The organism is Microbacterium sp. K2, assembly GCF_051365005.1.
GTDB lineage: Bacteria > Actinomycetota > Actinomycetes > Actinomycetales > Microbacteriaceae > Microbacterium > Microbacterium foliorum_B.
In genome coordinates this window covers 2,107,937-2,126,374 of record NZ_JBLWII010000001.1, presented here as the reverse complement: position 1 = coordinate 2,126,374, position 18,438 = coordinate 2,107,937, and the positions used below count along the sequence as shown (strand labels likewise).

The window sequence follows — 18,438 nt, the reverse complement described above, 5'->3', positions numbered from 1 at the left end:
GCGTCTGGTGCGCATCGTCGATCGCGTCGACATCGGGGCGCCCCACGCTGCTCCGCGGATCGCGTCGAGAAGGCCTTTCTCGACGCGATCGACGATTCCGAGGAGGGTCTGGTCATCGCCGTAGGCTCGCTGGGCTACGAAGTCTCGACACGGCTTGTGCTGCCTTTCGGTGCCGATCAGGCTTGGTTTGACCAGTGCACTGCGCCGTGCTCATTCCCGCGGTCATGGGCTGCTTCAAGGGAGGTTAGAAATGAAGCGTTCTCTCGGTTGGTTCCTTGTCTATTTCATCCTCACGGTCGCATCGGGTGCTGCGCTGATCCTGCTGGTGCCGAGCATCACCGATCCTGACACGGTGCTGCAACCGTGGATCCCGTCGGTGCTGGGTGCGGTTTTCGCCGCAAGCGCCTTCATAGCCTGGAAGGTTCGCCCGGACTGGAAGCTCAGCCCTTCGACATAGCCCCCTCGGCCAGTGACACGAGCGGTCCCGACAGCGAGATCATCGCTGTCGGGACCGTTGCTGTCTACGCTCGCGTCATCTACCCGTCACGGCGACGGCAGCCACCTGATCACACTGGATGCCGTGATCGAGACGATACTTCAGACCGCGACATGAGCAATCAGTGAAAGGAGGCGAACACGGTCGGTCGGCGGTGATGGTCGAAGAGTGCTGAGGGTCTACTCTTTCGCCGCTGACAAGGTTGCGCGGTAGTCCGAAACGGCCCGCACCATCGGATCGATGATCTCGCGCAGCTCGGCAGTGAGCTCTTCGTCGTCACCCTCATTCGACAAGCGCGAGATCAACGCGTACCTCGCGGGTTGGCGGTCGATTGCGTGGGCCAACTCGAAGGCGAGGACGTCGAAGTCGCGCTCGCCGGATCGAGGCACGGTGGCCCGTACGCGTCCGAGCTGGGGGGCGTCGCTCGTCAGGTGCAGATACGCCCGCAGCTCCGGGTCGAATCCTGTTCCGCCGACGTGAACGATGTCCCCCGTGGCGGAGTCGAGCCACACGTACAGCCATGACCCGCCGGGGCGAACGCGGCCGCTCCGAACGGAGATGACGCGGGGCTGGCCGGTACTCATGCGCCAACCATATTCGCTGCCTGCGGCGCCCTCCACGACTGCGGGGTGTCGGCCTCGGCAGCTCGCAAGTACTCTGACCCATATCCCCCACCGCCCGCATCGAAGGAGATCGGCGAGATGAGACCACTGCGCTATGCGATCAACGTCACGCTCGACGGCTGCGTGCATCACGAGGCGGGTGTTGCTCCCGATGAGGAGCTGATGCGCTTCTGGACTGCCGAGATGGAACGGGCGGATGCCGTGATCTACGGAAGGACGACCTACGAGATGATGCAGTCTGCCTGGCGTCGCCCGGCATCCGGGCAGTGGCCGGACTGGATGAGCGAGTGGGAGATCCCGTTCGCCGAGGCCATCGACCGCGTGCCGAAGCACGTCGTGTCGAGCACGCTGAGCTCGGTCTACTGGAACGCCGAGCTGGTTCACGGTGACCTGGGTGAGGCGGTCCGAGAGCTCAAGCAGCAGCCGGGCGAGGGGCTGTCGGTGGGCGGCGTGACGCTGCCGCTGGCACTCGCCGATCTTGGGCTGATCGATGAGTACACCTTCGTCGTGCATCCACTCGTCGCCGGGCACGGGCCGCGGTTGCTCGACGGGCTGAACGGACCGCTCGAGCTCGACGTCGTGGATCGTCGGGAGTTCGGCTCGGGAGCCGTGGCCGTCACATACCGTCCGCGGCGGTGACCGGAGCTGCGGGCGCCTGAGGGCTCCGCGATCTGCGGCCGATCCACAGTGCGGTGAAGCCCGCGTAGGCGCCGAACACCGCTGCGGACCCGAGCACCAGGATCCATGGGCCCAGCCCGTTCTGGTAGAGCCAGCTCATATAGATCAGGAACAAGGCGCTGCCCAGGGCGCCACCGACACCGGCGCCGACGCTGATCTTCCACCGATTCGCTGGCGCGCCATCGGTGGTCGCCGAGACGCGCTTGGCGATGTACGCGCCGAAGGCTGAGGTCAGTCCGGATGCGGCGCCGGTGATGACAGTCGGCGCCACGATGAGCATGGCCAGCCAGTACCAATTGGTCCATTGTCGGTCGTTCGCGGAGCCGAGCGAGTCGGTGAGGTAGGGCGCGCCGTGGATGATCAGCATCGTCACGACGAAGAACACGAGTCCGAACACCGTGAGCGCGAGAGTCAACATGCCCATGCTCAACGGCCCTCGTGTCTCGCTCATCCCGCGACTCTATCCAAGACCGCGCAGCCACACGCGTCGTGGAGCGGGGCCCGCTAAGCGGCCCGAGACGAAACGCGCCACCCACAGCCTCGATAGCCTTATCTGGTGCCCCGCCCCCGAAGTGAAGCCGCGCGTCAGTCCGTGCTCGAGGCGATGCGCGCTGCCGTCGTGGCCGGTGCGTACGAAGCGGTGACGATCGAGGGGCTTGCCGAGACAGCGGGAGTCGCCAAGCAGACGATCTACCGGTGGTGGCCGTCGAAGTCGGCGATCCTCGGCGAGGCGCTGCTCGAGGGAGACCTGCCCGGAGCCGACCCCGCTGTCGCGATGAGCGACGACATCCGGGCTGACATGCACGCCTGGTTCTCCGCGATGTCCGTCGGTCTCGCGAAGCCTGAGGGCGTCGCTCTCGCCCGAGCGCTGATCGCGGTGACAGCCACCGACCACGAACTCGGCCTGGCGCTCAACGAGCGGCTCGCGGCGCCGATCCGCTCGTGGGTCGCCGAACGGATCGCCCGCGGGCAGTCGGCGGGCGAGATCCGGGCGGACGTGGATGCTGACGCGATCGCCGACCAGCTGGTCGCCATGGCGTCGTACGCGGCGCTGATCGGGCAGCCGTTGAGCGCAAACCGCGTCGAGGAGACGGTGACGCGGCTGCTGCGAGGCATCGCTCGATAGGCATGTCTGGTCGGGTGAGACCGACGGTGGATACCCTGGCGACGGACACTCACCGCTGAGGACTGGAGCAGAGAATGGTCATCGCTGACATCACGATCGTTCCGGTGGCGACGGAACGCAAGGCCGCATACCTCGACTTCTCGAAGCGGATGGCCGAGGTCTACCGCGATCACGGAGCGATCAGCGTCGTGGACTACTGGCAGTCGAGCGATTCAGCCGACCCGGGGGACTTCCACGCAGACGGGACGTCGTACGAATCGGGCGAGCTCAAGAGCATCGCCGACCTCGCAGACACGAGCGCCGAGGAGTCCGTCGTGGTCACGGTGACGACATGGCCGTCGCGCGAGGTTCGCGACCGAGGAACCGCTGCCGTCACGAGCGATCCTCGCGTGCTCGAGACGCTCGATGAAGACCCGGTGTTCGATGGAGCTCGCGTGATCGGTGACAGCTTCGAGATCGCGATGACTGTTCAGCAGGAAGAGTGACGGGCTCCGGTCACGGGGTGCAGTAGGCGAGCATCGCGTCGGTCGCCGTGCGCATCTCCGTCGTCGCGGCGTCCAGGCCCGTGATGTCACCCGCGATGGCCTTCTCACCCTCGGCGGCGAATGCGTCGATGCTCGTGGTCCACGAGTCGCGGAGTGTGACGAACTCCTCGGGTCCGTCGACACCGCGGATGTTCTCGGCGACACTCTTGACCTCATCGAGCGCTGCCTGCGCGGCTTCGGGAGTCGGCGCGCTGACGCTGCCGATCACACCGGTCACCTGCGCGGCCTGAGCGGCGACCTGGCCGCAGGCGGCGATAGTCGACGCTTGCGAGCATCCGGAAAGCAGCAGGATGCCGACGGCGAGCGTCGCGAGCGCGGGGAGCTTCTTCATGAGGGTCACTTTAGGTGGGGGAGATGTGAGGTCTACGCCTCGCCGTAGGCAGGGCCGACGAAGGTCACGGGCTTGTCCGCGGCTTCTGCGTAGGCGATCTCCGCGAGCGTCGATTCTCCGAAGTGTTCGCCCTGGTTCACGACAACCACTCGATCGGCCAGGTCGATCCTGCGCAGGTGCAGCTCGCCGAGTGCGATCTTCTGCTCTGCGGTGATCGGGGCATCGATCTCAGCGGGCATGAGGACGATGGCGCCGGCGAGCGTCAAGGACTGACTCACCGCTCGCATTTCCTCTGTGAACCGCATAGAGCCGCAGATGCAGATAATCTCAGGACGGCTGGGCATGGATCGGGCTGTCACCGACGGGGAAGTCACGCCTCAGAGATCGGCGGGTCGGGGAGAGCCCATATCCGCGAGTATTCGTCGCGCACCTCGGGCCAGACTGTGCGGAGGCCATCCTCCACGGAACCGACCGAGGTCGCGGTGACTCCGAGCAGCACGAAGTCATGCGTGATCGGGCGGCCGGAGCGATCGAGTCGCTGCTCTGGATCGCGAAGTCGCAGAGCGCCGCGCGCTCCCACCATTCGGTAGGAATCGGCTTCAAGATCCAAAGAGTCGAAGACAGACTCATACACGGCGAGCGGATTCAAGGTCCCGCCGGTGCGGAGGAGTCGAAAGCCCCACGACCGTCCTCGTGCGACCCAGATGAATGTCACTTACGGCTCCGCAGTAGCACCTTCGCGTGCTCAGCGTCCTCCAGGTCGATCCGGAAGCGAGTCAGTACAGCCGTCAAGTAGTTGTGGCGAGCGAGTGCCTCCGCCTTGGCTTCCTCGAGCTTCGCGCGCCCGGCATCGAGAACCTTGTCGATGGCTTCCTTTGAGACCAGCGCACCGAGGCCGGCGGCCAGCGCGGCGATCGGTCCGGGGAGTTTGACCTTCCTCATGAAGGGCGCGATGAGAGCCAGCGCTGTGGCGATTCGCCCGGCGTTGTTCAGGAGGTGCTCCGCGACCTTCGGAGGTAGCTGCATGGTCCGCGCCCAGTTGGCGTGCCTCTCGAAGGGAAGCACGGCGGCGATCGGCAGGAGCAGGTCAACACCCACTCTCTGGCTGACCTCGATCTCACCGAGGCGGAACTTCGCGGAGGAGAGCAGAAGGAAATCCTCACCGACAGCGAGGGCTTCGGGTGCCGCGACCATGCCTTCGATGATCTTTCGCAGCTGGTCGAGGTCGCCCGCGCTCTTCTCGATGATCAGCTCTTTGAACTGCTGTACGTCGGTGTCGGGCATGAGGTCCGACTTCGACAGAGCGACGATCCAGATTCGGGGGAAGACCACGAGCGGTTTGCCGTCGTCGAGGATGTCGTCTCGAAGGCTCTCCAGTCCTGCGCGGTAGTTGCGGAACAGTGATTTCAGATAAGCCTCCTCCTGCCCGTCGTTGTCGAGAAGGAGCTGCGCATCGACCAGGAGGACGGCCACGTCTGAGCCGAGCAACGCGCGAAAGCCCTCCACGCGGCGGATGGCCTCTTCGCCCTCGACTCGTTGCGTGAACCACTCGCCCGGATAGTCGTGCCAGACGAGCCGCACCTCATCTACGGGTGGCCTCTTCTTCGGATTGGATGAGAGGCCTTTGGCACGCTTCATCGAGAAGGAGTACGAGATCGACTTGAACTTGTTCGGCTCCGGCACTCGTGCAGAGTTCCTCATTCCCAGATAGTTCTGGAAGAGTTTCGCTCCCTGCCCTGTGTCATCCGCGACGACGTCGAACAGATTGCGCTCGCCGTATCCGTCCTCCTGGGTCGGGCCAAAGAACGAGGAGATCAGAACGGTCTTGCCACTCCCACTCTCTCCGAAGACCGCTATGTGCTGTTCGAGCCTGTTCCTTGTCGCCACCGTCGTGTTGTCCTCTCCCCTGAGAACGGAAGCACCGTTCTCCGATCACCGTAGTGGAGAGTGCCGACACCGCCTCGCAATGACTACTGCACCGACCATCCACCATCGGATGTCAGCACCGCACCGTTGATGTTCACGGCATCGTCCGACAGCAGGAATGTGATCGACGCGGCGAGGTGCTCGGCGGTCGCGACCGTCGGGATCGCCTGCTGGAATGGGGCGAGGCGACCGGAGCCGTACTCCGACATGTTCGGGGGCATCGGGATGCCGGTGGCGACGCCTCCCGGAGCGACGGAGTTCACGCGGATGCCCTTCGGTCCGTACATGAACGCCGCGGACTTCGTGACGCCGATGATGCCGTGCTTGCTGGCCGTGTAGGCGTTGCCCGACGAGTTGCCGCGCAGACCCGCTTCGCTGGAGACGTTGAGGATCGAGCCGCGGCCGGCCTTCTCCATGATCGGCAGCACCGCGCGCATCAGCTTGAACGGGGCGGTGAGGTTGATGGCGATGACGCGGTCCCAGACGGCATCCGTCGTCTCGCCCGCGGGGGAGAAGTCGTCGTTGATGCCGGCGACGTTCGCGAGGGCGTCGATGCGGTCGCCCGCGGCGGCGATGACGGCGTCGATCGCGTCCTGCTTGGTGAGGTCTCCGGCGACGGTGGTGATGTCGGCATCCGGCAGCTCGGCCTTCAGGGCGTCGAGCTTGTCGGCGGCGATGTCGGAGGCGATGACACGTCCGCCTTCGCGGGCGATGCGGGATGCGGTGGCCTTGCCGATTCCGGATGCTGCGCCCGTGACGATCACGGTCTTGCCGGCGAAACGCCCGGTGGTGGGCTTCTCGGTCCAACCCTCGGACTCGTCGGACGCGTCGGCCTCGGGGATCTCGCCGCCGTTGGCCGCGCGCACGAGGTCGTCGACGACCGACTGCGGCAGCTGGCCCTGGCTCATCGCGACGAGCTGCTGCAGCGGTAGGCCGAGCACGGGGGTGAGCAGCTCGGGGTCGGCGCCCGTCTGCTCGAAGAGTGCGCGGATGAGTGGCCCGCCGGTCGGGTCGTTCAGCCAGTCGCCGATGGTGGAGTGTGCGGTGAGGGCCATGGTCGAGCTCCTTGAGGCTTGGGTTGCGCAACGGTGCGTCTACTTATGGATGAGTCTACGCCTTGTCGATCGGATCTTTCCTGGTGCTCGGGGCGAGAGCAGAACAGAGCAGAGCAGAGGCGAAGATGCTCTCCCATAGCCGCTCGTTCTCAAGCCGACCGGAGAAGAATTTCCATGGGGTGAGCCGGAGCAGACTGCCTGACGCAGTGGGCCGAGCGGCAAGCCCTGTCTGGGCAATGGCCGCTCGAGGCGGCACCCGAACGGGTATCTGCTTGTGCGCCACTAGAGAATCGTGCCTCGAAGGGCTTGGGAAAGTCTGCGAGCACGGGCCGCCCTTGCGCCGATACGAGCTAGTTCACGGCGCCGATGCCGCTTGTGCTATCGGCCCGTGTCTCGGATTCCAGAGAGAGCTGAGCGTTCCACGACGGTTTGCGGTGGCCACGGGGATCACATCTTCTTCAAACTCCGCAGGTGCTGGGCGAGCCGAAGTGCGTGAGGCGCTCGATGAACGAATGACCTACGCTGCTTGCAGCCGTTGGGGAATGGTGATCCCGCAACGCATGCTGGCGGTCTGATCGTTGAGAGTCTGACTTGGTGCTGTCGAGGCGACACTGGAGTCCTGTTGCACACGCTCTGATAACCTTCGGTAAAACCGATAGAAGGGCTTCAATATGGCCGACCGTGACGAAGTTGTCGAAGGAACGAAAGATGTTGTTGTCTGGTGGCTCGAGAACCGTCAGCGTGAGAAATTCGAGAAGATTCAGCACGCGACGTTCAATCCCAATCCGTTTTTGCTGCCAGTAGTTGCTAGCCTCCACGGCGCGGATTCTGTTGAGGAGCTCGGCGAAATACTACTTGCGGGTCACCTCGTGAGTGGACATAATACAGGGTTCGGGAAACTGTTCGATGAGAAGTTGCTTCCCCGCGTTTTTGGCACTATCAAGCTGAGTAAGGCTTACCGGAAAGACACTCCGCCATTCTCACAGTCGGCATTTAATGATATTGATCATATAGTTCGTCGAGTTGGATACGATGATTTGCTCTCCCTTAAAGCATCAAAGTGGACGATTAATCTGGGTGGGGCAAAGGATCTAAATCGCTCGTTCGAGCAGATCCGGGGGCACCACATGCGTCCGTATCCTGGGAGATATGGTGAAATCGCAGTGGGCGTGCTGTACGGTCAGGATCTGACGGACAAGTACCAAGTGCTGCGCGGCGAGACGCAACGGCAGAGAGACATGCATGACGTCATCGATCTGACTGACACGGTGAATGTTTACCCTGGGCGAGCGTTCTGGACGTGGTTGAATGACGGGGAATCAGGGACGCAGGATTGGGTGATGGAAGGCGTACTTGCCGCTACTGAAGCATTCGCCGATTCCGCCCGGCAAAAGCGACTGATACGAGAGCTTGTAGAAGGCAGCGAGTCGCTTTCGAGTCTCGCGGGCGCGTCGGTCCCCTTCGACTGGAATCGCATGTTGAGAGAGGTGAATGGCTAACTCGCGTCCTCGCGGAGCTGGCCGGCGTAGTAGTCATGGTCGCCAGATAGGGCAACGCCGTTTTTCCAGAAGGATCGGGTTCGCACGTGCGGTCGGATATGAATGATCCGACTTGGTGTGGCAACTTCGTCAAAGGCCTGGGCGGTGAGGAGCTGCGATACGACCTTGCCGACGATTTCGCCGAGGCGCACCGGAACTGCGTTGCCAACTTGGCGGAACTTCGCCTGAGTGGTTCCGCGAAAGCTCCAACTGCTCGGAAACTCTTGGATCGCCGCCGCTTCTCCAACAGTGATGGCCCTGGTCTCTCGTGGATGGCACATACTTGTGCTCGCATGGTTAGGCATCGTCACTACGGTGGGGGATGGGAACGCGAACGAGAGCCTGCGCCAATAGGCGCTCCTGCCACCTTTTAGCCCCCAGCTCTTTCCCATCGATTCCTTCTGAATCTCCGGAGGAAGGCTTCGCCAATTTCCACCCTCTGGAACCATCGCTAGGTAATGCAATTTTCGTGGACTGAAATTGAGCAGCGAAGGATCTGGATCTACGAAATCCTTGCCGATCGCATGTTCGAGGGTCCGGAAAGGGGGAAGGCCATCGGGCTCTCGATTTGAGTGTGTCGGCCCGGGGAAATTTGCGACCTTTCCTTCACGATTGCCAATCAGAATCACACGCTCCCTTTGTTGGGGGGCGCCGTAATTCACGGCATTCACTACGAAGCAATCGACCCGATATCCGATAGCTTCGAACTTTTGGATAACATCACGAAGTAGTGAACCGTGCGCGACTTCTTCTTTTGTGGCGGCCGGGTCAGACGTGGACCGAAGCGACATGGAGAGCATTCCGCGTACGTTTTCCATGACGAATGAGCGGGGTTGGGTTTCGTTGATTATGCGCACAAACTCGTACACCATCTGCCCTCGCCGATCCTCGAGTCCGCGTCGTTTCCCGATAACACTGAACGCTTGGCATGGGGGGCCACCGACCACCAACGGTACCTCGCCCCTTTTGAGCCCAGAGAGGCGTAGCAACTCTTCACCATCAGTTAGCTCGATCGAGCGATCCACAAGGGGTAGGGTCGGGCGGTTGTGGCGGATGGTCTTCACAGCGTCCGCATCGAACTCTACGGCGACGCGGGTCTCGAACCCTGCTTGCTCCAAGCCGAGATCGAGGCCCATCGCTCCGGAAAATAGCGAAATGAAGGGAACCTTTTCAGGGCTCGAACCCATGTCTCGGGTCTCCTCTCAAAACTGATCTCAACTCTGTCGAGATCAGTTGTAGTTGCTACTTCCGACATTCGAGCGTGAAGTCATCTGGATGGGGCCTGCATGCCCGGAACCACTGGATCCCTGGCCAACTGTCTGCGCCAAGCGTGCATGATGCGCTGCGTCGGGGCGGTTTGCTTCGGTGTCGGGGCTGTGCTTGGGGCGCTGCGCCGACACAGATTCTATTCAAGCACGGTATCGCTTCCGCGGCTCTGCGCGCCTCGCCGGTTCCACTCGCAATGACCGCTGGCCTGAGTCATCACTCGCGCGAGCATCATCACATCCTCGGCATTGAGTGACTCTTCACTGCCTCCATGTGCCCCGGAAACACTCCGCCAACACCTCCCGCCCCTCGTCCGTGATCGCGACGATGGTGCTGTGGTCATCCTCCGGTGACGGCCCACGCGTGACGAGCCCTCGCTCCTCGAGCGACTGTGCCTTGCAGGTCAGTCCGCTCCGGCTGTAAACGACTCCATCTGCGAGATCGGACATCTGCTGCGAACCACCCGGAGGATCGCCGAGCCACGCGAGTAGCTGGAACTGCACGCAACTGAGCTTGCCGACGTCGCGCAACTGCTTCTCGACCGTATGCCGCAGCCTGCTACACAACTCGGTGAAAGGGTCCACGAAGCGGCCGGACCCAAGGTTCTGCAGTATGACGAGATCGACCAGGTTACGACGTCTCAGGAACGAATAATGCTCTGGCTGGTCGAGTCCACGGTTTCGCGGTGGGTGACGCGGTGATCGCCTTCCTGCCGGTGGCGAGGCAGCGGGGCCGATCTCGGGCAAGATCATTGTGACCTCATAGCTAGGTGCGTACTCAACAGGATCACGGCCCGTGAGAATGGCCACGAGGTATCCAACCGCGGGGCGCGTCACGAATATTCTGCTCGATGCTTACCACTTGGCGAAAAGAGTCGCTCTCCGGTCTTCGACCCGCCGAAGCGGTGAAAAGACAGCACTTGCCCTTCACAGCACTCACCTTGCTATCCAGCCGATCGGTAACTTGGGCGCCATCACACGCGGGCTACTCCTCCCAGGGCAGCGGACCCTCAACCTGCGTCAACTTCCCTTTTCATGTCCGCCAGCCCGGCGGTGTCAGGACTCAGTCAGTGTCATCGCCCTCGACCAGTTCCTCGTCAAAATCGGACGACGCTTGCGAAGCGCCTCCGGGAATATGGTTCGTCGGCGTCAGCATTTTGACGATGCGCGCCTCGAGGTTGGATCGGCGCTCATCGAAGAAGGCAACGAACTCTTGCGCGGAACTCGGAAGGGTGGAAGGTAAGGCGTTCCTTTCGAGGAACGAAGCCCGCTCCTCTGACGAGGGGTACTCCCCAGCCAGCCATGCAGCAGGAGTGGCTGCCAGCTTTCCGATGTTCTCCAGGCCGGGGAGAAGTTCAAGGTTCGGCAACTGGTTCTTCAGTTCTACGAGTTCGTCGACCTGAGACGGAGAGAAGGCCAGTCCTCCGTCCTCGTTTAGCTGACGATTCAGCTTCTTCGGGTCGAGGAGTGCAGATGGGAAGATGTGATCGACGTGGAACTGGTTGCGTGTGTCTACATGAGGGAACAGGGCGGCCATCACGGCGAAGGTCCGGGGTCGCCCGTACTCAAGGCTGAGAACGTCGTCGACGAGAGCTTCCGTGACCGCGAGAGACTTGCCGCGCCGTGCCATCGCACGCTCGATGGCGGCAACAGGGAACGCCTCGTCACCCTCGGACCGGATGATCTCGCGCAGATCACGTAGCAACGTGTCGAGCCCGGATCCCCAGATCCCGCGGACAATCAGCGAGCGCAACACCCATGAACGCAGGGCCTCCCGATCCTCCCGAGTCTTCGGCGATTCCCGATAAGCGTGGCCCAGCCCACGGTGGTGAACGTAGTACGCGACGGGGATCAGAACGCTGTCCGCCGTGAGAGACCCGCCGGACAAACCGAAGTCGCTCAGCAGCCCGACTGCGACCTGGAGGGAGGTGCTCAGTGAGTCCCATCCCGCCTCGAGCTTCGCCATGTTGGCCGATGTGAAGTTCTTGACCTTGAATCCGATATCGCCGACGTCGGCGATCACCAGCCCCGACTTGAGCACTGTGTCACGAGAGAAGCTGAAGCCGTTTCCAGTCTGATTGAGTTCATCCACCAAGCCGTGAACAGCCGTACGGGCATCACCGTCCCACTGCGCAGTGGCGATCGAGAGGAGGAGATCACTGTACGACAGCACGGTCCCGCCAGAGTTCACGCGCACGAAGATGTCCAGGACACGCTCGATGTCCTGCTCGGTCTCCTCATAGAAGTGAAGGCTGGCTGTTTTATGGATCGCATCCCACAACTTGCTCACGAGCCCTGAAGTGACAGGATCGTTGCCGACGCCGTACTTCGCCAGGAGCTGGATCAGGGAGGACATCTCCGACGCCTCGAATACCTCGGGTACGGGCAACCAGATCTTGCTCTCGTCATCAAGTGACGCGTCGACGTCCTTGGCCTCAAGGAACTGGAAGTGATACTTGAGGCCGAGCTCGTTCTCCGGCGCCTCACCCGCGAGATTCAAGTAAAGCTGGCGTTCCGGGTACGACCACGACTTGTTGGCCCATCCACCATGGTTCTTATAGGCGTATGTACCGCGGAGCCCGATGTTCAGCGACGTCAATCGCTGCTGACCATCCAAGATCGCAACCACCTCGCGATCGGTGGGAATATCGACTACTGGGTTGTGGCGGTTGTCGAAGGCACTGTAGTGGCGCATGAAGCCATAGAACTTGAACTCGCTAATGGTCTCCGGTAGAACCTTCCAAGACAGGAAGCTCCCGACGGGGTATCCACGCATCACGGAATCGAAAACTCGAATCACTTGCGAAGGTTTCCACACGTATTCCCGCTGGATCGCGGGAAGAATGAGTGTGCGATCCTGGATCTGTCGGAGAGCGCTGGCAATCGTCATCGGTTCCTTGTGTCCCATGACCGAATCCTATTGGGACGGCTGCGTCATCCGTACCGCCTAGGCTCCGGGATTCTGCGCCAGCAGATGACGACAAAAGTCGTGGGCGCTCTCTTTGAGAGCGGGCCCGAGTGCCGGTGTCCAGCACGAACAAAATGCTGGTCAAGCGAAACATCGGAGTCCACTGCGGTCATCGAGGGCATCGAGTATGGTCATCGACATGACCACTTACACCCCTCGCGAACTGGCCGATGAGCTCGGATACGAAGGCGAAAGCCGTCCGGGGATCGTTGTCCGGAGATACTTGAGAAAAAAATACCCGGAGCACCCGAAGAATGCCTTGTGGGTCTTGGATGAGCAGCAGGCCGTAGATGTTCGTCAAAATGTGCCGCGTCGCACGCAGGGTGATCAGAAGGCCATCTAGTGGCTGTCGGTGACGTGGAGCGAGCGGTCGCGGAGGCCGCCACCACGACCGGCGTCTCACTCGTGGCGATGCCGCGCGTCGATTGGCTCAACACCCATGGGCATTTCATGCTCCCGGATGCGGCCGCATCGGCGGTTCGTGCGTTGCAGCGAGTGTTCGACGAGCTCGGCGGCAACGAAGAAGAGCAGCGTTCCAAGCGTTGGGGATCGTTACCCAGCGACCTGCTACACCTCGAATCAAGAACGATGGTGGAGGTGGACGAGATGCAGCACTTCACTTCATTCCGACTGCTCACACTTCGGGCGGCACCTAGCGGCGCGGTCGATCGTGACCGGTACGCCGAACTGTGTGGACGGTGGAGCCCCCAAGCCGACAGATACCGAGCGTCAAAGGTAGCGAAGGGCTTTCCCGGGTCGCACGGCCGGGCTCGGCAACGCGCCTACAACGATCTCCTGCGCGACATCGTGGCGCCGCTGATGGGCTATCGGATGGTTCGAGTGCCCGTCCCGGGGCTCTCGGCCGACGATGCCCGCGCCGCCGCCGCGGATAGGCTGCCGCGCATTCTTGCTGTGCCCTGACGCCTTGCGTCGAGGGTGAGCGGCGTCTTCCGCGTTCGGCTCGTTTCATCTCGCTCGGCTTCGCCGGGCCCGCTCAACGAACGGTGGCGCGCTCCCGCCAGGAAATCCCCCGCCCAGCTATACGCCGCCCGGCCTCCTCCGCCTCAACAGGCTCCCCGACATCCGCACCGACTTCAAGCCCCACAACTGAGTGCACGATCGTCCCGTCGTACACGTGCACGAGGTTGTAGCCCTGCGCAGCATCCTGCCCGCGAGTAGCTCCCACAGGCTGTGCCAGATCCTGCCCGTACGCGCTCGACGACGCGGCCGCCACGGGAATCCCCGCGAACATCCCGAACGATGGGTGGTGCACGTGCCCCGAGAGGATCCCCCGCACATCCGACCCAGCCAGCACTGCAGCCAGTGCCGCCTGCTCACGCAGCTCGACCGTCACCGCAAGGTCGAGCACCGTAGGCAGCGGCGGGTGATGGATCAGAAGCAGCGAACCCTCCGACGCCGGCACAGACAGCTCGGTTGCCAACCACTCCAGCTGCACCTCATCAACGCGCCCCCAGTGCTGCCCGGGAACCGTCGAATCCAGCACGATCACCCGCATGCCGCCGAACCACCGCACCTCGACCACGGCATCCGATCCGGCACCTGCGGTACCGGAAACGGGCGTTTCACCGGCAAGCCCCAACTCCGCCCGCATCGCCCCACGCTCGTCGTGGTTGCCCATAGCCCACACGACCTCGCACCCCAACGCCTCGACCGCAGGCGCCACCAGCTCCCGCAACCGCCGATACGACGACGCATCGCCCCGGTCAGCCAGATCCCCGGTGAACAGCAATGCGTCAGGCTTCAAGCCAGAAGCCACCAACCGCGACAACACAGAAGCGAGGTTCGCATCAGCATCCGCCCCACTGCCGTACAGCGACGAACGTTCACTGGGAAGGTGCGTATCGGAGATGTGCACGAAGGTGTGCGATGGGCGAGAGTGCTCGGTGAGGATCATTTCTCTTCCAGGGAGACGACGAACAAGTACAGGACAGAAAAGTCAGATGGCCGCGGCAGTCGCCCCGGGCACGAGGGTTCCGACGAACGGCTGCCGGACGGTCGGCGCAGAGTCGGCGTCAGAACTCAGAAGAAGCTGCATCGTCTCCACAGCCGCCGAAGCGACCGCCTCGACCGGAATCCTCAACGTCGTCAGCCCCAGCAGATCGGCGCCGGGAAGGATGCCGTCGCACCCCGTCACGCTCACATCGCCGGGTACAGACAGCCCCGCAGCACGCAACGCCCGCATGACAGCCAACTGCCGATAGTCCGACGCGCACATCACAGCCGTCGCCCCGTCGCGTACGGCATCCAGCGCCTCATTCACCCCGTCGGTCGGCGCCGCTCCCGCAGACACCAGAGTCACCGACGCCCCGCCGGCAACCAGCGTCGACTCCATCGCCGACGCACGAAGATGCTCAGCGAACGACACGTCCTCCGCACCCGAGAGCACGACGACCCGCCGATGCCCCAACGACAGAACATGCGAAGCCAGCATTCGTCCATGCTCAGGGTCGTCGTAATGCGCGGTATGAATCCCCTCAGCCGTCTCGACCCGACCCGCGCGCACGATCGGCACCTGGTCGGCGAACGGTTCGAGCTGCGCGGCCGTGATGCCACCCGTCGCGACGATCAACCCCGCCACCCGCATGCCGAGCAACCGGTGCAGTGCATTGACCTGCTCGGCGCCCTGCACGTCCGCCCCGATCGTCACCGTCACGAGATCGAGGCCACGCCTGTGCGCCTCATCCTGCAGGCGCGAGAACAACAGTCCGTACGCAGGGTTGCTCGCGTCGCGCAGCATGAGTCCAACCGTGCCTGTGCGGCCGGCGGCGAGCTCGGCGGCCATCGTGTTGCGCACGTATCCGAGGCGCTCGGCCTCGGCGAGGATCCGCTCCTGGGTCTCGGGAGCGAAGCGCCCCTCGCCCTTCAGTGCCCTGGTCGCGGTCGCGCGGGAGACCCCGGCAGCCGCGGCCACATCGCTGACCGTGACGCGCAGCCCCGGAGCATCCGAAGACGATGTACCACTCACGCGCGAGCCTTCTTGGCCTTGCGGGGCGCTCCGGCGCGCGAACCTCGTCCATACACGAGATACATGGTGACACCCATGATGATCATGAGCAGCACTGTATAGACGAACGTGATCGGCATCGCGTCGAGATTGTTCTCGCCGCGCGTGCTCTCTTGGATCGCCACACCGAGAGGCTTGAACAGCGGGTGGTAGAGAAAGATCGCCGCGTCGTAGTCGTCGAGCAGGCTGTTGAAGTTCAGCGCCGTGATCGCCGCGGCCGTCGGCAGCACCAGCGGCACCAGCACCTTGCGGAAGGTCGTCAGCGACTTCGCCCCGAGGATGCGGGAGGCGTCTTCGAGCGAGTCGGGCACCGATGCGAACCCGGCCTTGAGCAGGCGCAGCGTGAACGGGATCTTCACGCAGATGTACGCGATGAGCAGCAGGATCGGCGTGCCGGTGAGCACCAGGCCGCCCACGATCGCCCGCGGCTCGTCGAATGCGGTCACCAGGGCCAGCGCGATCAGCACGATCGGCAGGATCCACGGGATGTGCAGCACGTACTCGATCGAGGTGGTCAGCAGGTTGCGGTGCTTCTGCAGCATCCGTGCCACGAACAGCAGACCGCCGACCACGACGATCGAGGCCACGGCGCTATAGACGACGCTGACGATGAACGGACGGATCGCCTCGGCGCTCGAGAAAACGGTGATGTAGTTGTCGAGCGTGAAGCTGTCGAGGGTGATGGATCCGGCGAGGATGCTGCGCGCATCGACGAACGAGAAGATCACGATCAGCACGACCGGGATCAGGTAGATCACCCACAGCAAATAGGCGACGACGTGCACGACGACGTTCGCGAACGGGTTGCGGATCTTCTGCTTCTGAATCGGTGTCGCCACCTTCGCGACCGAGAAGTACACGCCCGACTTCTCGAAGCGGTTCATGATCGCGAGCAAAATGATCGTCGCGATGCCGAGCACGATCGCCAGCAGGGCGGCGATGTCACGCGTGATGGGGCTGCGCGAGAGGTCGATGATCAGCGGCGCGACGGTCTGGAAGTCGGGCCCGCCGAGCACGAGCGGAGCGGTCAGCGCTCCGAGTCCGATGAGGAAGGTCAGCACCGTGACGGCGAACAGCATCGGCTTCATGACCGGCAGCACGATGCGGCGCAGGATCGTCCAGGTCGACGCACCCATGAGCTTCGCCGCCTCGATCGACGCGTAGTCGACCTTGCCGAGCGATGACGAGAGGAACAGCATGTGGTTCGTCGTGGTCGCGAACGTCATCACGAAGATGACCGCGAAGTATCCCGAGAACCAGTCGCGGTCCATGTCGGGCCACCAGTTGACCATCATGTTCGTGAAGAACCCGAACCGGCCGTAGATGAAGTTGTAACCGGCGGCCAGCACGATGCCGCCGTAGATCAGGGTCGTGGCATAGCCGAGCCAGAGGATCTTGGCCCCGCGCACCTGGAAGTACTTCGTCACCAGCACGATGAACACACCGACCACGTTGACCGTGATCGACAGGGTGACCGCAAGCAGGAAGCTGTTGCCGAGCGTCTTCAGCGCGCGCTCGCTGCCGAACAGCTTCTCGATGGCACGGATGCTGAACTGCCCGTCGGGGAAGAACGTGACGCCGAGCAGGGCGGCGTTCGGCAGCACGAGGAACGCCGCGGCGAACCAGATGACGATGATGCCCGTGATCCACGCGAGCGGAGAGCGCAGCATCGCCTTCACGCTGCCGGGCTTTCCACGTTTGCGGGGCCGCGGTCCCGGCGTCTGACCCTCGACGACCGCGTGGGTGGTCAAGGAGCCGGCTTCTCCGGTCACGGCCGCTGACGGCGGGACCGCGGGGTCTGTGGGGTTCTGCGAGTTCTGCGAGTTCTGGGGAGTCGACATGTCACGCCGCCGGGTACTGCAGGATCCAGCGGCGATCCACGTCGACACGCACGGCGTCGCCCGGGTTCCACTGGCGTGCGCTCGCCGCGGCGGGCACGCTGACGCGCAGCGCAGCATCCTCTGCCGTCACCGTGTAGACGCTGTGGCTGCCGTGGTACGTGCGATCGACGATGGTGCCATCGAGTGAAGCGGATGCTGCAGAGACCTCGCCGGCCTCGGCCAGGTGCAGCTTCTCCGGCCGTACATAGCTCTCGGCCGTGGCGTCCAGTCCGCCCCCGAGGCTCGTGATCTGCGCCGGGCTGAGACGGTTGTTCTCGCCGATGAACCGGCAGACGAACGGCGTCGCGCTGCGGTCGTAGATCTCCTCAGGCGTGCCCACCTGCTGCAGCGTGCCGGCGTCGAGCACGGCGATGCGGTCGCTGAGGGTGAGCGCCTCTTCTTGATCGTGGGTGACGTAGACCGTGGTCACGCCGACCTCGCGCTGCAGCTCCTTCAGCTGCTCGCGCAGCTGCACGCGCAGCTTGGCGTCGAGGTTCGACAGCGGCTCGTCGAGCAGCAGGATGCTGGGGGTCAGCGCCAGTGCGCGGGCGATCGCCACGCGCTGCTGCTGCCCGCCGGAGAGCTCCGACACGTTCTTGTCGAGCTGCGACTGCGCGAGGCCTGTGCGGTCGGCGATCTCGTCGACGCGGCGGCGCTGCTCGGCCTTCGAGGTCTTCTGAATCGAGAGGCCGAACGCGATGTTCTCGCGCACATTCATGCTGGGGAACAGGGCGTAGTTCTGGAACACCATGCCCACGCCGCGCTTCTCGCTCGGCACACGTGTGACGTCGCGGCCATTGATGTGGATGCGGCCGCCGGTCGGCTCGACGAACCCGGCGAGTGCCCGCAGGGCCGTGGTCTTGCCGCATCCGGACGGACCCAGGAGGGTGAAGAACTCACCCTCCTGGATCTCCAGATCGAGGTGCGAGACCGCGTGGTGATCGCCGAACGCGACCTCGACATCTTCGAAACGGATCATGCT

Annotated in this window: 20 protein-coding genes; 7 read left to right on the top strand and 13 right to left on the bottom strand. The window is 63.3% G+C overall.

Annotated elements, in window-relative coordinates; genetic code table 11:
* Positions 1 to 250 precede the first annotated feature (250 nt).
* Complete coding sequence (locus tag ACLKOY_RS10305; protein WP_436453536.1) at positions 251 to 457, top strand: hypothetical protein; 207 nt, start codon at positions 251 to 253, stop codon at positions 455 to 457.
* Positions 458 to 675: 218 nt separating this feature from the next.
* On the opposite strand, the gene ACLKOY_RS10300 is transcribed toward ACLKOY_RS10305, so the two are convergent.
* Complete coding sequence (locus ACLKOY_RS10300; protein WP_436453535.1) at positions 676 to 1,080, bottom strand: hypothetical protein; 405 nt, start codon at positions 1,078 to 1,080, stop codon at positions 676 to 678.
* Between the two features lie 117 nt (positions 1,081 to 1,197).
* On the opposite strand from ACLKOY_RS10300, the gene ACLKOY_RS10295 reads away from it, so the two are divergent.
* Positions 1,198 to 1,758: a dihydrofolate reductase family protein gene (locus ACLKOY_RS10295; protein WP_436453534.1), complete on the top strand. Its 561-nt coding sequence runs from the start codon at positions 1,198 to 1,200 to the stop codon at positions 1,756 to 1,758.
* Here ACLKOY_RS10295 and ACLKOY_RS10290 read toward each other — a convergent pair.
* Positions 1,736 to 2,248: a hypothetical protein gene (locus ACLKOY_RS10290; RefSeq protein WP_436453533.1), complete on the bottom strand. Its 513-nt coding sequence runs from the start codon at positions 2,246 to 2,248 to the stop codon at positions 1,736 to 1,738. The two genes, ACLKOY_RS10295 and ACLKOY_RS10290, sit on opposite strands and share 23 nt — an antisense overlap.
* 105 nt (positions 2,249 to 2,353) lie before the next feature.
* Here ACLKOY_RS10290 and ACLKOY_RS10285 point away from each other — a divergent pair, with 105 nt between their 5' ends.
* Both ACLKOY_RS10285 and ACLKOY_RS10280 read left to right on the top strand, forming a co-directional pair.
* Positions 2,354 to 2,923: a TetR/AcrR family transcriptional regulator gene (locus ACLKOY_RS10285; protein ID WP_436453532.1), complete on the top strand. Its 570-nt coding sequence runs from the start codon at positions 2,354 to 2,356 to the stop codon at positions 2,921 to 2,923.
* Positions 2,924 to 2,997: 74 nt separating this feature from the next.
* A complete protein-coding gene (locus ACLKOY_RS10280) occupies positions 2,998 to 3,408 on the top strand; it encodes a DUF1428 domain-containing protein (RefSeq protein WP_436453531.1) in 411 nt (136 codons plus the stop codon).
* Positions 3,409 to 3,418: 10 nt separating this feature from the next.
* Here the strand turns inward: ACLKOY_RS10280 and ACLKOY_RS10275 are convergent, their stop codons facing one another.
* From ACLKOY_RS10275 to ACLKOY_RS10260, 4 genes are all read right to left on the bottom strand, one after another.
* Entirely contained in the window at positions 3,419 to 3,799 is a 381-nt protein-coding gene (locus tag ACLKOY_RS10275; protein WP_436453530.1) for a hypothetical protein, read from the bottom strand.
* A 32-nt stretch (positions 3,800 to 3,831) separates the two neighbouring features.
* Positions 3,832 to 4,086, bottom strand: coding sequence for a hypothetical protein (locus ACLKOY_RS10270; RefSeq protein WP_436453529.1), 255 nt, complete (start codon positions 4,084 to 4,086; stop codon positions 3,832 to 3,834).
* Positions 4,087 to 4,510: 424 nt separating this feature from the next.
* On the bottom strand, positions 4,511 to 5,686 hold the full coding sequence (locus tag ACLKOY_RS10265; RefSeq protein ID WP_436453528.1) for an ATP/GTP-binding protein: 1,176 nt from the start codon (positions 5,684 to 5,686) through the stop codon (positions 4,511 to 4,513).
* 83 nt (positions 5,687 to 5,769) lie between these two features.
* Entirely contained in the window at positions 5,770 to 6,780 is a 1,011-nt protein-coding gene (locus tag ACLKOY_RS10260; RefSeq protein WP_436453527.1) for an SDR family NAD(P)-dependent oxidoreductase, read from the bottom strand.
* Between the two features lie 671 nt (positions 6,781 to 7,451).
* On the opposite strand from ACLKOY_RS10260, the gene ACLKOY_RS10255 reads away from it, so the two are divergent.
* A complete protein-coding gene (locus tag ACLKOY_RS10255) occupies positions 7,452 to 8,279 on the top strand; it encodes a hypothetical protein (protein WP_436453526.1) in 828 nt (275 codons plus the stop codon).
* Here the strand turns inward: ACLKOY_RS10255 and ACLKOY_RS10250 are convergent.
* The 3 genes from ACLKOY_RS10250 to ACLKOY_RS10240 all read right to left on the bottom strand — a co-directional run bounded on the left by ACLKOY_RS10250 (position 8,276) and on the right by ACLKOY_RS10240 (position 12,491).
* Positions 8,276 to 9,505 (bottom strand): DNA cytosine methyltransferase, encoded by a 1,230-nt coding sequence (locus ACLKOY_RS10250; RefSeq protein WP_436453525.1) that lies wholly within the window; start codon positions 9,503 to 9,505, stop codon positions 8,276 to 8,278. The genes ACLKOY_RS10255 and ACLKOY_RS10250 overlap by 4 nt on opposite strands.
* Positions 9,506 to 9,844: 339 nt before the next feature.
* The gene (locus ACLKOY_RS10245) at positions 9,845 to 10,393 is read right to left on the bottom strand and encodes a MarR family winged helix-turn-helix transcriptional regulator (RefSeq protein ID WP_436453524.1); all 549 of its coding nucleotides are present in this window, start codon (positions 10,391 to 10,393) and stop codon (positions 9,845 to 9,847) included.
* Positions 10,394 to 10,646: 253 nt separating this feature from the next.
* Positions 10,647 to 12,491, bottom strand: coding sequence for a DUF262 domain-containing protein (locus ACLKOY_RS10240; RefSeq protein WP_436453523.1), 1,845 nt, complete (start codon positions 12,489 to 12,491; stop codon positions 10,647 to 10,649).
* A gap of 199 nt (positions 12,492 to 12,690) precedes the next feature.
* Between ACLKOY_RS10240 and ACLKOY_RS10235 the strand changes: the two genes are divergently transcribed.
* Positions 12,691 to 12,894, top strand: a complete 204-nt coding sequence (locus ACLKOY_RS10235) for a hypothetical protein (protein ID WP_436453522.1) — start codon at positions 12,691 to 12,693, stop codon at positions 12,892 to 12,894.
* Positions 12,894 to 13,472: a DUF7255 family protein gene (locus tag ACLKOY_RS10230; protein ID WP_436453521.1), complete on the top strand. Its 579-nt coding sequence runs from the start codon at positions 12,894 to 12,896 to the stop codon at positions 13,470 to 13,472. Before ACLKOY_RS10235 ends, ACLKOY_RS10230 begins: the two co-directional genes overlap by 1 nt.
* A gap of 73 nt (positions 13,473 to 13,545) precedes the next feature.
* On the opposite strand, the gene ACLKOY_RS10225 is transcribed toward ACLKOY_RS10230, so the two are convergent.
* Genes ACLKOY_RS10225 through ACLKOY_RS10210 form a run of 4 tightly spaced genes read right to left on the bottom strand, consistent with a single transcriptional unit; the run spans position 13,546 to position 18,435 of the window.
* On the bottom strand, positions 13,546 to 14,466 hold the full coding sequence (locus ACLKOY_RS10225) for a metallophosphoesterase (protein WP_436453520.1): 921 nt from the start codon (positions 14,464 to 14,466) through the stop codon (positions 13,546 to 13,548).
* Positions 14,467 to 14,508: 42 nt separating this feature from the next.
* Positions 14,509 to 15,537, bottom strand: a complete 1,029-nt coding sequence (locus ACLKOY_RS10220; protein ID WP_436453519.1) for a LacI family DNA-binding transcriptional regulator — start codon at positions 15,535 to 15,537, stop codon at positions 14,509 to 14,511.
* The gene (locus tag ACLKOY_RS10215; RefSeq protein WP_436453518.1) at positions 15,534 to 17,417 is read right to left on the bottom strand and encodes an ABC transporter permease; all 1,884 of its coding nucleotides are present in this window, start codon (positions 17,415 to 17,417) and stop codon (positions 15,534 to 15,536) included. Before ACLKOY_RS10215 ends, ACLKOY_RS10220 begins: the two co-directional genes overlap by 4 nt.
* Before the next feature lies 1 nt (position 17,418).
* Complete coding sequence (locus ACLKOY_RS10210) at positions 17,419 to 18,435, bottom strand: ABC transporter ATP-binding protein (protein WP_436453517.1); 1,017 nt, start codon at positions 18,433 to 18,435, stop codon at positions 17,419 to 17,421.
* Between the last annotated feature and the right edge of the window lie 3 nt (positions 18,436 to 18,438).

Excerpts from the sequence above, each read along its gene's own strand:
- ACLKOY_RS10305 (WP_436453536.1), top strand. The coding sequence starts at position 251 with ATGAAGCGTTCTCTCGGTTGGTTCCTTGTCTATTTCATCCTCACGGTC.
- ACLKOY_RS10300 (WP_436453535.1), bottom strand. The coding sequence starts at position 1,080 with ATGAGTACCGGCCAGCCCCGCGTCATCTCCGTTCGGAGCGGCCGCGTT.
- ACLKOY_RS10295 (WP_436453534.1), top strand. The coding sequence starts at position 1,198 with ATGAGACCACTGCGCTATGCGATCAACGTCACGCTCGACGGCTGCGTG.
- ACLKOY_RS10290 (WP_436453533.1), bottom strand. The coding sequence starts at position 2,248 with ATGAGCGAGACACGAGGGCCGTTGAGCATGGGCATGTTGACTCTCGCG.
- ACLKOY_RS10280 (WP_436453531.1), top strand. The coding sequence starts at position 2,998 with ATGGTCATCGCTGACATCACGATCGTTCCGGTGGCGACGGAACGCAAG.
- ACLKOY_RS10275 (WP_436453530.1), bottom strand. The coding sequence starts at position 3,799 with ATGAAGAAGCTCCCCGCGCTCGCGACGCTCGCCGTCGGCATCCTGCTG.
- ACLKOY_RS10270 (WP_436453529.1), bottom strand. The coding sequence starts at position 4,086 with ATGCGAGCGGTGAGTCAGTCCTTGACGCTCGCCGGCGCCATCGTCCTC.
- ACLKOY_RS10260 (WP_436453527.1), bottom strand. The coding sequence starts at position 6,780 with ATGGCCCTCACCGCACACTCCACCATCGGCGACTGGCTGAACGACCCG.
- ACLKOY_RS10255 (WP_436453526.1), top strand. The coding sequence starts at position 7,452 with ATGGCCGACCGTGACGAAGTTGTCGAAGGAACGAAAGATGTTGTTGTC.
- ACLKOY_RS10250 (WP_436453525.1), bottom strand. The coding sequence starts at position 9,505 with ATGGGTTCGAGCCCTGAAAAGGTTCCCTTCATTTCGCTATTTTCCGGA.
- ACLKOY_RS10240 (WP_436453523.1), bottom strand. The coding sequence starts at position 12,491 with ATGGGACACAAGGAACCGATGACGATTGCCAGCGCTCTCCGACAGATC.
- ACLKOY_RS10235 (WP_436453522.1), top strand. The coding sequence starts at position 12,691 with ATGACCACTTACACCCCTCGCGAACTGGCCGATGAGCTCGGATACGAA.
- ACLKOY_RS10225 (WP_436453520.1), bottom strand. The coding sequence starts at position 14,466 with ATGATCCTCACCGAGCACTCTCGCCCATCGCACACCTTCGTGCACATC.
- ACLKOY_RS10215 (WP_436453518.1), bottom strand. The coding sequence starts at position 17,417 with ATGTCGACTCCCCAGAACTCGCAGAACTCGCAGAACCCCACAGACCCC.
- ACLKOY_RS10210 (WP_436453517.1), bottom strand. The coding sequence starts at position 18,435 with ATGATCCGTTTCGAAGATGTCGAGGTCGCGTTCGGCGATCACCACGCG.